11 protein-coding genes are annotated in these 14,305 nt (G+C 63.5%); 4 read left to right on the plus strand and 7 right to left on the minus strand.

From position 1 onward, the window contains the following. Window positions 1-80: 80 nt before the first annotated feature. The 7 genes from PX52LOC_RS26680 to PX52LOC_RS26710 form a co-directional block, all read right to left on the minus strand. Entirely contained in the window at window positions 81-1,502 is a 1,422-nt protein-coding gene (locus PX52LOC_RS26680; RefSeq protein ID WP_149112947.1) for a Gfo/Idh/MocA family protein, read from the minus strand. 100 nt (window positions 1,503-1,602) lie between these two features. Then, the gene (locus PX52LOC_RS26685) at window positions 1,603-2,781 is read right to left on the minus strand and encodes a hypothetical protein (RefSeq protein WP_149112948.1); all 1,179 of its coding nucleotides are present in this window, start codon (window positions 2,779-2,781) and stop codon (window positions 1,603-1,605) included. Beyond that, a complete protein-coding gene (gene lpdA / locus PX52LOC_RS26690) occupies window positions 2,781-4,217 on the minus strand; it encodes a dihydrolipoyl dehydrogenase (RefSeq protein ID WP_149112949.1) in 1,437 nt (478 codons plus the stop codon). Before lpdA ends, PX52LOC_RS26685 begins: the two co-directional genes overlap by 1 nt. A 75-nt stretch (window positions 4,218-4,292) precedes the next feature. Then, complete coding sequence (locus PX52LOC_RS26695) at window positions 4,293-4,991, minus strand: hypothetical protein (protein ID WP_149112950.1); 699 nt, start codon at window positions 4,989-4,991, stop codon at window positions 4,293-4,295. 89 nt (window positions 4,992-5,080) lie between these two features. Further along, on the minus strand, window positions 5,081-6,214 hold the full coding sequence (locus PX52LOC_RS26700; RefSeq protein WP_149112951.1) for a CotH kinase family protein: 1,134 nt from the start codon (window positions 6,212-6,214) through the stop codon (window positions 5,081-5,083). A gap of 118 nt (window positions 6,215-6,332) precedes the next feature. Next, window positions 6,333-8,099 carry an alkaline phosphatase family protein gene (locus tag PX52LOC_RS26705; RefSeq protein ID WP_149112952.1) on the minus strand — a complete coding sequence of 589 codons (1,767 nt, stop codon included), beginning with the start codon at window positions 8,097-8,099 and terminating at the stop codon, window positions 6,333-6,335. A gap of 30 nt (window positions 8,100-8,129) precedes the next feature. After that, on the minus strand, window positions 8,130-10,139 hold the full coding sequence (locus PX52LOC_RS26710) for a prolyl oligopeptidase family serine peptidase (RefSeq protein ID WP_149112953.1): 2,010 nt from the start codon (window positions 10,137-10,139) through the stop codon (window positions 8,130-8,132). A 178-nt stretch (window positions 10,140-10,317) separates the two neighbouring features. Here PX52LOC_RS26710 and PX52LOC_RS26715 point away from each other — a divergent pair, with 178 nt between their 5' ends. The 4 genes from PX52LOC_RS26715 (at window position 10,318) to PX52LOC_RS26730 (ending at window position 14,283) form a co-directional block, all read left to right on the plus strand. Continuing rightward, window positions 10,318-11,613, plus strand: coding sequence for an adenylosuccinate synthase (locus PX52LOC_RS26715; RefSeq protein ID WP_149112954.1), 1,296 nt, complete (start codon window positions 10,318-10,320; stop codon window positions 11,611-11,613). Window positions 11,614-11,622: 9 nt separating this feature from the next. Beyond that, window positions 11,623-12,399, plus strand: coding sequence for an isoprenyl transferase (locus PX52LOC_RS26720; protein WP_149112955.1), 777 nt, complete (start codon window positions 11,623-11,625; stop codon window positions 12,397-12,399). Between the two features lie 4 nt (window positions 12,400-12,403). Then, entirely contained in the window at window positions 12,404-13,243 is an 840-nt protein-coding gene (locus tag PX52LOC_RS26725) for a phosphatidate cytidylyltransferase (RefSeq protein ID WP_149112956.1), read from the plus strand. Between the two features lie 74 nt (window positions 13,244-13,317). Then, on the plus strand, window positions 13,318-14,283 hold the full coding sequence (locus PX52LOC_RS26730; RefSeq protein ID WP_149112957.1) for a PhoH family protein: 966 nt from the start codon (window positions 13,318-13,320) through the stop codon (window positions 14,281-14,283). Window positions 14,284-14,305: the final 22 nt, after the last annotated feature.

Here is a 14,305-nt window from a genome sequence, read left to right on the forward strand (position 1 = left end):
AACGGAAAGGTTCAAACGAGATGAAGCCCGCGGGGAGAGCCGCGGGCTTCATCGAATGGTGGCGGCCAAAAGGCCACGACTTACGTGGGGAGTTTCCACGGCCCGCGCATTTCGCGCGCGAGCATCTTGTTGGCTTCCTCTTGCTCGAACTTGTGCGCCATCGGATCCCAGGTCAGTTTCTTGCCGACGCCGAGTCGCAACGCGATCGTGCCGATCTGACAGACCATGACCGAACCGCCGCCGACGGTCACGTTGCAAATCGGCTGCTCACGGCTAACCACGCAGTCGAGGAAGTTGCCCATGTGGTCGGTCGGGCGGGTCGGGTACAGTTTGGGGTCGTCTTTCAGCGGTTCTGACAGAATCTTCGCATCGCTGGCCGCGATGTCATTCCGGCTGACGAAGACCTTCCCCGTTTCGCCGACGATGAGCAGCCCGTTCTCGTCCTTGCCGACCTTCTTCGCCTTGCCGTCGACTTTGAAGAGTTCGGCTTCACTGCCGCCGCCGGACATCGCGAAAACCTCGGCCCCGTTCGCGTAGGTGTACTTCACGCTGAAGTTTTCGTGGCAGTTGTAGCCGTCACCCTTGGAGTACGGCTCGGCCGCGCGGACGCACTCGACGGCGACGGGACCGCTGCCGTCCATGCCGAGCGCCCACTGGGCGATGTCGATGTGGTGCGCACCCCAGTCGGTCATCTTGCCGCCGCTGTACTCGTACCACCAGCGGAACTCGTAGTGGGCGTTCGTCTTCTTAAAGTCCTTGCTCAGTCGGTACGGAACCTTCGGGGCCGGCCCGAGCCACAATTCCCAGTCGAGTTCCTTGGGCGCGGGCACGGCTTCGATCGGACCGCTGACCGGGTTCGCCCCGATCCGGCACTCGATCGTCTTCACCTTGCCGACGCGACCGGCCCGCACGACCTCAGCCGCGAGGCGGAACATGCCCTTCATCTCAGTGCGTTGCTGACTGCCGGTTTGCAGCACGCGGCCGCTTTCCTTCACCGCCTTTTGAAGGGCCAAGCACTCGGCCACTGTGAGCGTCAGCGGCTTCTCGCAGTACACGTCCTTGCCGTTCTTGAGGGCGTCGATGGCGACGAGCGCGTGCCAGTGGTCGGGCGTGGCGACGACCACCACGTCTAGATCCTTGCTGCCGGTGACCTTGCGGAAGTCGTAGTGGGCCTTCGGCTCGTAGCCGTCGTGCCCGAAGGTCGTGGCGGCCCGGCCGAGGTGGCGGCTGTCCACGTCGCAGACGTAGGCGCAATCGACCTGCTTGAACTTCTTGGCCGCGCCGTAGAGGGCGTAAGCACGGCTCTGCGGGCTGCCGATGCCGACGAAGCCGAACCGCACTTTGCCGTTGGCCGAAACGGACTTGTTCGCCTGAGCGCTGGTGGCCGTGTCGGCGGCGAAGACTTCGCGCGCGTACCACGCCGGCAGCCCGGCCGCGGAGAGGGCTGCGAGGGAGGTTGTCGCGAAGCCGCGACGGGAAAGTGTCCCACGTTGGAAGAGCATGAATGATCCCACGGGAAGAGGAAGAGAGAATCGCGAGGGACATCTTAATCGACGGCAACGGCGATGCAACGAAAAGTGTGAGAAATGGCCCACCGAACCGTCAGGGTTTCGCGTTCATCCATTCGCTCAAAATGGCTTTGAGCGGCGTGGTCTTGGGGTCGAACGGCATTTGCACAACGGCCCATTCCGGGTCCCCGTTGAAGGCGACGCCATCGCCGGTGAATTTGTCCTTGAGAAAGGTCTGCGTTGCGGCCGTGGCGGCGGGGTCGGCCGTGCGGATGCCGAGGCGGAGTTGCGGGTCGGGTTCCATCGACAGGCCGACGGCGATTGCGCGAAACGAAGTCAGATTCGCGAAGCGATTTTTCAGAGCGGCGTTTACAGTCAGCAACAACTTCACGGCGTCTTTTTCGGTCCACGGTTCGCTGTCCGTCGCAAGCCACGCAAAGGAGGCGGGGCTGATTTTGCTCGTCATCGCCTCTCGTAACTGGGCCGGCAGATGGCCCCCACCGGCCGGCATCGGCTTGTCGATGAGGGCGAAGTCTTTCGTGTCACTGAAGGCGAGAAGGTACGTGAGGTCGTCAACGCGCGTGAGATAAAGTGGCAGGCCGAGTTGCACGGCGTAGACGGTCCGCCCGCCTTTCGACTCCTGGCTACTCTTCTCGGCCTTCAATTGCGTAAGGAACTTGGTTTCGTCCGCGAGCGGGCGGGTCAGTTTCAGGCACGCCGTCAAGGTGGGGAGACTCTTCCCCGCCTCGGAACCGACGGCCGCCCCGACGACGACGTGATCGATCTGGTCAAGTGGTACGCCGGCCTGACTGAGCTTCGACAGCACCGCCTCGGGTACACCCGATTCGATGAGGAACCTCCGCGGATCGATCTTGTTCTGAGCTGCGTAAGCCAAAAGCGGCATCGGTTGAATCGCGGCGACGACGTTTGTCCGGGCCGGGAGGTAGGTCAAGCCCGACAACCCCAGCGGCGAAACGACGACCGGCAGTTTCACCTCTTGTCGCGGCGGCGTTCGCGATTCCCACGGCCGGATGATGGACAGGCCCACGCCGAGGATCGCGGCGGCCAAACCGAGCGACAGAAACACCGCCGTGCGACTGTAGAGGAAGCCGGGTGCGGTCGTGGTGGCTGGCGATGCCGTCACCGCATCTTCGGCCGCCGGTTCAGCCGTGGCGGCGTCGAACGATTCGCTGCAACGCGGGCAGGCGGTTCGCCCTTCCGACGCGCCCTCGACGACGGCGTTGCAAAACGGACACACCACGCGCACCGACATCAGCCGCCCCCCGCCTTCGCGGCCTTCCGTGGCTTCGCCACGTGGGTCGCCGCGCCGTAGGCGAGTTCCGCACTTTCCATGATCGTTTCCGACAATGTCGGGTGCGGGTGGATGCTCTCCAGCACGTCCCGTGCGACGGCCCCCATCTCGATGGCGAGGACGCTCTCGGCGATCATCTCCCCGGCCCCCGTGCCGACGATGCCGACACCGAGGACGCGCTTGCTTTCGGGGTCGACGAGCATCTTCGTGAGGCCGTTCGTGATCTGCAACGCCACCGCCCGCCCGCTCGCCCCCCACGGGAACTTCAACACGTCGTGCGGGACGTTCTTCTCCTGCGCTTCCTTCTCGGTGATCCCGGCCCAGGCGATTTCCGGATCGGTGAAGATGACCGCCGGGATCGCCCGCGGGTTCCACTCGGCCGGCTCGCCGAGGATCGCTTCCACGGCCACGCGGGCTTCGGCCGTCGCCTTGTGCGCGAGGCCGGGTTCCTCGCCGACGTCGCCGATCGCGTAGATGTGCGGCACGTTCGTCCGCCGCTGCTTGTCGATGGGAATGTAACCGCGTTCGTTCGCCTTCACGCCGGCCTTTTCGAGTGCCAAGTTCTGCGAGTTCGGCCGACGACCGACGGAGACGAGAACGCGGTCGAACGTCATTTGCGGTGGCACGTCCTTGCCTTCGAGCTTCGCGACGATCCCCTCGCGTGTGGCCTCAACGCCGGTAACCTTCGTGCTGACGTAAATGTTCTCGAACTGCCCGCGGAGCTTCGTTTCCAGCGGCTTAACGAGGTCGCGATCGGCCATCGACAGGATGCTGTCGAGGAACTCGACGACGGTGACTTTCGTACCTAGGGCGGCGTAGACCGTCCCGATTTCGAGGCCGATGTAACCACCGCCGACGACGAGCAACGTCTTCGGCACGTCGGGAAGTAGTAATGCCCCTGTGCTGTCCATCACGCGGTCATCGCCGATGGCGAACGTCTTCGGCATCGCGGGCAGACTGCCGCTCGCGATGATGCAATGTTGGAAGCGGACCGTCTTCGGGTTCGCCCCGGTCACCTTCACAGTGTTGGCATCCACGAACTCGGCGTGGCCGTTGACGGTCTCGACGCTCCGTCCCTTGCACAACTGGGCAATGCCACCGGTGAGCTTGCCGACGACCTTCTGCTGGACGAAGTTCCGCAGTTTGTCGAGGTCCAATTTCGGCTCGCCGTACGACACGCCGATCTCGGCCACCTCGTGGGCCTCGCGGATCACCTTCGCGACGTGCAGTAGGGCCTTCGACGGGATGCACCCGCGGTTCAGGCACACGCCGCCGAGTTTCGGGTCTTCGTCAACGAGCACCACCTTCAAGCCGTGGTCGGCCGCGTGGAGGGCGGCCGGATACCCGCCCGGCCCGCCGCCGATGACGAGAACCTGTGTTTCGAGAACGTCCGACATGCCGGCACTCCGGGAATTGAAACAGGGGGCACCGTGGCCCCCTGCGCCTACTCCATTGTACGAAACTCGCCCCGGTCAATCGTCGTCATCGTCGTCGTTGGCGTTCTCGCCGTCGCCGAAGTTGCCGGACAGGCCGTTGAAGACCGCCCCGATCCCGCCCACCACGAGGACGATACCGAATACGATGGCCTTGCCGGCCCCACGACCGCCGGCCTCACTGTCCCAGACGTAGTACGCCAACGCCCCGCCAGCTATCGCCGCAATGATCCCACCGACGATTGAAATGAGGCGCTTCCCGCCGGAGGCTTGACTCCCCGCCGTCCGCCGGGATTTTTCCTTCCGCCTTTTGCGTGGGCGGTCGTCTTCCTCGTCGTCTTCGTCCGACCGGGCACGCGACTTTCTTTTCGAAGGACGTTCGTCGTCGTCATCCTCGTCACGATGTTTCGAACTTCTTCCCCGTCGCGGCGGTTCGTCGTCATCTTCTTCGGAGCGGGCCGAATTCTTCTTTCGCGGCGGTTCGTCGTCGTCCACGACTTCGAAATCGTCATCGTCTTTCTTCGGCGGCTTCGCCGGCGTGGCGACCACCGGGCGGGCCTTCGCGACAACGGGAGTTGCCCTGGGCGGTGGTACGTCTTCAACGATTTCAAAGTCTTCGACCGCGGTCTGCGGCACGACCGCCACGCCGTTGCAGGCAGGGCACTTGACACGCTTTCCCGCGTGTTCGTCCGCTACTCTGAGTGTCTTGCCGCAACCGCAGGCAAAAGTGACGGGCATGGGGGGCACTCGGGGGGGATGGCGATGTGACCCGATCTTACCCACCCCGCGCCGGCGATTGAACCGCAGTTTCAGGGAATCTCGGGGTGCTACTTTAGCTTCGGGACTTCCTTCGTCAGGTACTCCACCCGCTGTTTGAGACGCTCTTTCAGCCCGCGGACTTCGTTCTCATAGTTCTTCGGCCAGTTCTTGTCGACCGTCTTCATCGCGTCCTTGAGGCGGGGGACGAGTTCGTCGATTCGCTTGTTCAACTTCTCCACAGTGAAATACTTGTCCTGCATCTCCTTGAGTTTGGCGAGCGTTGTCTTCTTCCCCTCGGGGGAATCGAGGACGGCCCGCGCGACCATGCCGCCCCAACCTTGCCAGAGGCCCTCGCCGGGGTTCTGCCACAACTGGTCCATGCCGTGCGGGATGAACACCCCCTTGCCGTCCTTCGGGAAGTAGATGCGATAGTTGTTCGGCTTGCGCATGTACCCGTCCCAGTCGGTCGCGACGATCTGGAGGGCCGCGTTCGCGCAGAACAGGTCCACGTCGATCAACTTTCCGACGGCCTCGTACCGCTTCTTGGCGTCCCCCTCGTTGCACGCCTTCACGAGCGCCTTCAAATCCTTGCGGCCGTTGTCGATCCCGTGGTCGAGTTTGAGTTCGCCGTTGATGTCCATCAGGAAGCCGCCGTCGTAGAGGTTGCCGGCGCTGTCCTTGAAGTGCCGTTTCAGCCAACCAGCATCGAAGCCTTCCTTCATGACGTAAATGCCGACCTTCCGCCCGTTCAGCTCGACGAGGGCGTGCGCGCACCGGGTGGCCGGCAAGCCCATTGCCAGGGCCAGTTCGTTCGCCAAGAGTTCGTGAAGGTAGCTCTCGTCTTGAACGCTGTTATTGAGATACATCTTGTCCAAACCGTTGAAGAGTTGGGCGCGTTTGAACTTGTTGAAGTTCAGCGTCAGCCCCGGCTTGTCGTTCCAGTCGCGCCAGGAGCCTGCAGCCCCCTTCAGGTGAATGCCCACGTCCGGGTAGGTTGTATCGCCGACTTTAATCGTGGCCGAGACGTACTTCCGCGGGTCTTTGCCTAGCAGTTTCAGGCTCTCGGGGTCGAGCGTGATCGCGACCTTCGGCACCGGCCCCGCCGGCTTGAAGAAGTCGGCCGCCAAGTCCTTCGGTTGGGCGTTCGCGAACGGGGCTAGCAACAAGACCGTGAAACTCGCCATCCAGCGGGTACAACTCATCGCGCGACTCCGGGACAACTCATGAGGTTTGTTTAGCGTCAGAAACGGGGCGGGATTGTCAACGGACAAATCTCGCTCGGCAGACTCTTCCGAGAAACTTCACGAACGGCAAGGAATGTCACCGGGCGAGCGCGGCGGGTGACTTGTCGTACGCCTTCGCGGGGGGGGAGATTCCGAGCAACTGGGCGAGATAGGGGGCAATGCTCAGCGAACTCACGGCGTCCTTGCGCTCGCCCAATCTCGGCACGTCCGCACCGTAGGCGAGGATCGGGATGTGTCGATCGTACTCGTGCGGGGTGCCGTGATCGGTGCCGTGCGAGATTGCGCCGAGGACCAAATTGTAAGCCGGGGCGATGATGTACAGGTCGCCGGACCGGTCGGGGTGGAACGAGAGTTGGGCCATCGCACCGAAGTCCTTCTCGGCCGTGGGGAACGTACCGTTCAGCAGTTGCGTGCGGGTGAACACTGTCAACGGCGTCGGCCGTTCGCGCAGCCACGCCGCCGCGGCCTCCTCAACCTGCGGGTACGTCTTGTCGAGTGCTTCGATGGTGCGGCGGTTCAAGTAAATCCACGGATAGCAGTCGCGGACGGGCGCATCGCGCTCGACCCACTGACCGGGTACGTCGTCCTTCTTGCCGAAGACTTTGTCGAGGTGTTCGTCGAGCCCGCCGATGAAGTCCGACATGCTGAGCCGCCGAGCTTCGGGGTGTGTCTTGACCGCCACTTCCGGCAGCGGACAAACCCCGTGGTCGGCGGTCATCACGAGCGAGTACCGATCCCGCCCGACGCGCTGGTCGAGGTACACCAGTACGTCGGCCATGAGTTTGTCGGAGCGGAGGGTGATGTCCAATACTTCGTGCGAGTCGGGGCCGAAAGCGTGCCCGATCATGTCGTTGGTGCTGAAACTCACGCAGAGCAAATCCGTCGTGCCGTTGCGGCCGACGTTCTCCCCTTCGATCGCGGCCTTCACGAACTCCCACAGGAGGTCGTTCCCGTAGGCAGAGTATTCGAGCGCGTCGAAGTAGTTGACGCTCCGGTCGTTCGCCTCCGGCAGGCGGTGCGGGAACACTCGCTGGCCCATGAAACTCCGGCCGCCCTCGCCGGGCATGTCGTCGGGACCGAGGGCGTCGTAGATGGACACCTGCTTGAACCGGTCCCAAGTCTTGCCACCCCACCGGTAGACCACGCGGGCGCGGTCGAAGGCGTCCACCCACGCGGGCAAGGATTTCCGGTAGTAACTGGAGGTGTGGAATTCGCCGATGCTGGCATCGTAGCAGTACACGCCGTTCGGCTCCTTCCCGCCCATCAGCACGGCCGTGCGGTCCTTGAGCGAGAGACTGAAAACCCGCGATTCACCCTTACGTTGTTCCAACAGTGCGTCACCCACCGTCGGCGCGAGTAGCCGGGTCGGCGCGAGAGCGGGCCACTTGTCGCGGACGGCGTTGCCGCCCGGGGGCACTCGCTCGTACGCCTCGTCCGTGGTGCAGGACGTGACGACCTTGCCGCGGGACCGTTCGAACCACTTGTTCTCGATGATGCCGTGGACCGACGGCGGTGCGCCGGTCGAGAGCGAAGAGTGGCCGGGGGCCGTGGAGGAGGCCGCGTAGGGCACGTGGGCGTTCGAGAACCAGACGCCGTCGCGCTTGAGCTTTTCGAAGCCGTCCGAACCGTAGTGTTGTTTCCATCGTTCGAGGTAGTCGCCGCGCATCTGGTCGAACACGATGAACACGACCAACTTGCCGCCCTTGTCGGCGGCCGGTTCACCGCCGTCGCCGCTCGGCGAGTTGCCGCCGATCGGCTTGGCAACGAACCAAATGACGGCCGCGACCAAGCCGAGGGCCGGCGAGAGCAAGAGCAAAAGCCGAGCAAACCGAGCGGCTGTCATAATTCCACCTCGAAAGTCCAGAACCCGTGTCTACTTGCTGCCTTGCCCGTCGTCGGCCTGCAACTTCCACTGCTCGTCAAAGAACCCGGCCCTCACGACCTTGCCGGGCCACCGCGAGTTCGGTGGCGTGGTCACGTCTACGACGGCGTAGTCCGGCAGTTTCGGCACCTGCCGGGCGTTGTTGAGGTAATCGTACTCGCGGTAGGTAAACCCGCTATTGAGGACCACGTACTTCTTCGGATTCAATGGATTCGGGTAGATCAGAAGTTGCACGGTCGAATCGCCGAACTCCTTGATCGGCAACTTGTCGGCGATCTTCGCGAGGATTGCGTTGCTCTTGGGATCGCCCCAGAGGACGAGGTTGTTGTTCTTGATGTCGTCCTCGGTGATGTCCTTGTCGGCCTTCACCGGGGCGTCGCCGCGGAACTGCTTCCGCCACTGTTCGACGGCGTGGTTCATCTCGCCGTCCACCCACTTGCCGATCTTCTCGTTCATCGGCGTGCCGGTCGGCTTGACCATGAGGAAGGCGTCCATGAAGGCGTCGTCGATCGGGCCTTGCAGGCCGTGGACTTTCTTCAATGCCAGCGACTCGTTATGCACTCCGACCCACTTGCCCGAAGTCTTCTCGCACCGAAGCCGGTTGGGGTGTTCGCGGTTAGCCGCCTCGGACGCAGACGACTTGTACGCGACGGCGAGTTCGCCGTCGATGTGCAGTTCGGCGGTAACGAGTGGCGACGTGACCGTGAGAGCCGATACGTTCTTGGTGGTCAGGGTGAACTTATTGCCTTCGAGCTTGCCGATCACCGTGGCCGGCTCCCAGTGCTTCTCTAACCCGTCGATCCGCAACCACGCGCACTCGTTGTAGCGGAGGGTGCGGGTCGTGAACTTGATCTCCTTCGGTAGCGGGTCTTTGCCCTTCGCGACGATCTCGTCCACTTTCTTGATGACCTCGGCCTTCGCATTCTTCTCGTAGCTGTGGCCGGTCTTCGGGCCGATGATATGCGTCAGTTCGAGGCCGACTTTCTTCATCTCGCGGGCCATCACGTCGGCGGCCTGCTTTTGCTTGTCGATCTCGCCGCTGTACGCGACCGTCGGCAGGTTGAAGATGTTCTGGGCGTAGTCGGTCGCGTCGTACATCCCCCAGAGTTTCTTTTCGTACCACGTCGGTTTCACGTCTTCTTTCTGGAAGTCGTTCAAGAACTCTCGTGTCTCGGCGAAGCCCGCCCCCGGTGCGGCCGCACAGAACAGCGTCGGGTAGTGGACCGCGTACTGCCAACAGGCCGCCCCGCCCATGCTGAAGCCGCGGGCGACGATGCGGCTCTCGTCGATGCGGTAGTGCTTCTTCATGTGATCGAGGATTTCGAGCGAATCGACTTCGCCGGCAAACTTATTCGCGTTGCTGAACCGGCCGTAGGGGTGAACGACAATGGCCCCGGCGGGCGTGAACTGGCCGGCGCTTCTCTCGTGTTCGGCGAGGAACGACAATTCCAGCGTGTTCTCGAACCGGCCGTGCCACCAGAAGTCGAGGCGGTGCTTGTTCGTCCCCGCGTAGTCGTATTCCTTCGGAATCACCAAGCCGTAGGGCTGCGGACTGCCGTCGATCTTGGAGCGATATCCCCGAACAACGAGGCCGGTCGCGGTCGTCCAACTCGGCTTGCCGTCCTTCAGTTCCTTGGCGCGTTTCAGCCCGGTTTTGATCTGGTTCTTCGCGGTCGGCACGTCGTTCCGAGTGACCTTCCCCGTGTTGTCCTTCGTGACGTACAGCTCGTTGAAGTCAACCGCGTAGTGAACCGCCTGGTAGTAGATCTCTACGTCCGGGAGGAGTTCCTGCCCCTTCAACCCGTCAATCTCCTTCTTCAGTTGCTCCAAACCCGACCGCAATTCCTTCAAATCCTCCTCGGCAATCGCGGACCCTTTCGGTGGAACCGAGCGGACGTTTTCGATCTTGTTGTCGGCCGGGCCGTCGGCCTTCGTCAGACTGAGGGCGAAGAGGGGAACGGCGGCGGCAAGTGCGGCGAGGAGGGGTCGGCGCGAGGACATGCATTTCTCCAGGTGGGATGGTGCAACTGTATGTTGCGGGCATTTCCTGGCCACCCCGCACTTGACGCATTCGCGGGGGCAACCTAGCGTGTTGGTTGGGCTTGCCGCCCCAACTTCGTGCCGGCCGTGACCGGCACTCGGTTCCACCACTTGAGTTTACACCGGCTGGATTTCTCTCATGTCCGCAACGTGTGTCGTCGGCTTGCAATGGGGCGACGAAGCGAAAGGCAAGATCGTCGACATCCTTGGCGATCAACACGACTTCGTAGTCCGCTACAACGGCGGCGCGAACGCCGGGCACACCGTCGTCTGGGGCGACCGCAAGTTCGCGCTGTCGCTGTTGCCGACCGGGGTGCTCAAGCCACACGTGAAGTCGGTGATCGGCAACGGCGTGGTGGTCTACCCGCCGCGGTTCATCGAGGAAGTGGACAAGTTGCGGGCCGGCGGCGTGGAGGTCGGAGCAAACCTCGTTGTGAGCGATCACGCTCACGTGATCTTCCCGTACCACATGGAAGAAGAGCGCCTGGCGGAAACCGACGGCGACGGCAAGATCGGCACGACGGGCCGCGGCATCGGGCCGTGCTATCAAGACAAGGTCGGCCGGCGGTTCGGCATCCGCGTCGGCGATTTGCTCCACCCGAACTACCTCCGCGAACGGCTCAGCTACATCGTTCCGAACAAGAACCGACTCATCACCGCATTCGCCAACGGCAACCCCGACGCGAAGACCTTCGACGCGAGCAAGCTCTGCGACGAGTACCTCGGCTACGCGGAGAGACTGAAGCCGCACGTCACCGACACCCCGCGATTGCTCCAGGACGCGATCGCGGCCGGCAAGCGGGTACTATTCGAAGCCGCCCAGGGCAGCCTCCTCGACGTGGATCACGGCACCTTCCCCTATGTGACCAGTTCCAGCAGCCTGCCGTCCGGCATTTGGGGTGGCAGCGGCGTGCCGTCCCGCGACGTGACGCGCATCATTGGTATCTTGAAGGCGTACACAACCCGCGTTGGCCGCGGTCCCTTCCCCACCGAACTTGACGACGGCCCGAACGGCATCGGCAACCGCATTCGCACCATCGGCCGAGAGTTCGGGACCGTGACCGGCCGGCCGCGCCGCGTGGGCTGGTTCGACGCGGTCGCCGCCCGCTACACGAGCAAACTCGCCGGAGTCGATGAAGTCTCGGTCATGCTGCTGGACGTTCTTAGCGGCCTGACGGAACTGAAGATCTGCACGCACTACGAACTCGACGGCGAGCGGATTTCACACTTCCCGAGCGACGCCTTCCAGTTGGAGCGGTGCAAGCCAATCCTGGAAACGGTGCCGGCGTGGTCGGAGGACATCACGAAGGTTCGCAAACTCTCGGACCTGCCAGCGGCGGCCCGCAAGTACGTCGACCGCATCGGCGAGCTGATGGGCAAGAAGGTGTCGTTCGTTTCCATCGGCCCCGACCGCGACCAGACGATCATTCTGTAAACTGCCCCCATGCCGTTCACCCCTACCGAAGCTGCCGCCCACGTCCGATCCGTTGGTCTCGACCCGGACCGGATGCCGCGGCACATCGCAGTCATCATGGACGGCAACGGGCGTTGGGCCGTCGAACGCGGCGATCCCCGCTTCACCGGTCACGTTCGTGGCACGCAGATCGTCCGCGACATCGTTGACGAGTGCTGCCACCTGGGCCTCGGACAACTCACCCTCTACTGCTTCAGCGTCGAGAACTGGAAGCGACCGGCCGCCGAAGTCGCGATGCTCATGGGGTTGCTGAAGGAGTACCTTCTCGCCGAGCGCGATCGCATCCTGCGCGAGAACATCCGCTTCACGGTCATCGGCCGCCGAGAGGGAATCAGCGACGACGTGCAAGCCGAGATGGACACGAACATCCGGCTGAGCCGCGACAACACCGGACTCACGCTTTGCCTCGCGATCAACTACGGCAGCCGCACGGAGATCGTCGATGCGATGCGGTCGGTCGCGCGACAGGTACAAGCCGGGACGCTGGCGGCCGACACCATCGACGAGGCGACCGTTTCCAATGCCCTCTACACGGCCGGGATGCCCGACCCCGATCTGCTCATCCGCACGGCCGGCGAGATGCGCGTCAGCAACTACCTCCTCTGGCAAATCTCCTACGCGGAACTCTGGGTCACGCAAAAGTGCTGGCCGGACTTCGACGCCGCGACGTTGCACGAGGCGCTGAAGGATTTCGCCAACCGCGAGCGCCGCTTCGGCGGCTTGCAACCCGTCAAGGGAGCCGTTTAACTCGATGCTCCGAACTCGCATCTGGGTTGGCTCACTCCTGGCCGCGGCGGCGGCCGGCGTCCTGTTCGGCGATGCCTTCTTCGCCCCGCACTACCCGATTCTCCTCGCCGCCATTCTCTTCCTCGGCTGGTTCGGCACCCAGGAATTCTGGCGGATGTTGTCCGCCGGGGACCGACCGGCCGCGCCGGTCGTTGCGTTGGGCGTGCCGCTGGTTCTCGCGGCGAACTGGTTCTCCGTGCTGTCGCAAGGCATTGCCGCACCGTGGCAATGCGTGATCGGGGCGTTCGTGGCCGCCGTGTTGGTCGCCTTCTTGTACGAGATCGGGACGTACTCGGCAGACGGCCACTCGTCGCGGCGGGTGGCGTTTTCCGTCCTGTTGTTCGCCTATTTGGGCCTGTTGCCGAGTTTTCTTGTGCAGTTGCGCTGGCTGCCGGTCGAAGTCTCAGGGGCGGCGCTCGCGGCCGCGATCTTCGTTCCGAAGGTCGGCGACATCTTCGCGCTGCTCACCGGCATGGCGTTCGGCCGGCACAAATTGACCCCCCTGCTCTCCCCCAAGAAGACGTGGGAAGGCTTTGCCGGCGGCATGCTCGCGGCCATGGCGACGGCCGTCGGTTTCCGATACCTCTCCCCCGAACTCTTCCATCACGACACGCTCCGGGCCGTTGCGTTCGGGCTGTGTGTCGGCCTGATGGGCGTCTTCGGCGACCTCGCGGAGTCGATGCTCAAGCGCGACTGTCAGATCAAGGACGCCTCGAAAAGCATTCCGGGGTTTGGCGGAGTCCTCGATGTGGTAGACTCTGTGATATTTGCGGCCCCGGTGGCGTACCTCTTTTTCACCGCGTGACCGCCGCCCGAGAACCTTTCTCGGCGTTCGACTGTCTGAACCGAATATCCCCCTAGCTCAACCCGGCGGATTTGATGCCCACGACCCGTACCCTGACGCTCGACAGCCGCGAAGAGACGGTCATCCTCTTCGGCACGCGCGACCAGTTCCTCCGCATGATCCGCGACGCCCTCGGCGTCCGCATTGTCGCCCGGGGCGACACCATCCAGATCGACGGGGAGGAACAAGCCTGCGAACACGCCGAGCGGGCTTTCCAGCAGTTGCGGCTCGTGCTCCGGAAGTCGGGCAAACTGACGGCCGAGGACGTGCGAACGGTGCTGGAAGTAATCCGCGGCAACGACGTGCGCGGCGGCACGACCAGCTTGGCCGTGACCGACACCGGCAAGTACATGCGGCCCCGCACCGACGGCCAGGGGCGATACGTGCAGGCGATGAAGACGCACGACGTGGTCCTCTGTGTCGGCCCCGCCGGGACGGGTAAAACGTACCTCGCGGTCGGGTGGGCGGTCAGCCTGCTCCGCTCGACGGCCGTGAAGAAAATCGTCCTCGTGCGGCCAGCCGTCGAAGCCGGCGAACGACTGGGGTTCCTGCCGGGCGACCTCGTTCAGAAGATCAACCCGTACCTGCGGCCGTTGTTCGACTCGCTGAACGACATCATGGAACCGGACACCGTCCGCCGGTACATGGAGAACGACATCATCGAGATCGTCCCGCTGGCGTACATGCGGGGTCGCACGCTGAACGGTGCGTGCATCATCCTCGACGAAGGGCAGAACGCCTCGACGGCCCAGATGAAGATGTTCCTCACGCGGATGGGGCACGGGTCGAAGGTCGTCGTGACCGGCGACATGACTCAGGTGGACCTGCCGCGGACGATCAAGAGCGGGATGGCCGACGCCGTCACGCGGTTGCGGGACGTAGAGGGTGTGTCGATCGTTCATCTGGGCGAAGGCGACATCGTCCGCAACCCGATCGTGGCGAAGATCGTCGCAGCCTACGACGACGAATCCGGCCGGCCGAAGCGGACACCGGCCCGCTAAGATTGTTCCATCCGCCACAGTT

The organism is Limnoglobus roseus (genome assembly GCF_008254045.1).
GTDB lineage: Bacteria > Planctomycetota > Planctomycetia > Gemmatales > Gemmataceae > Limnoglobus > Limnoglobus roseus.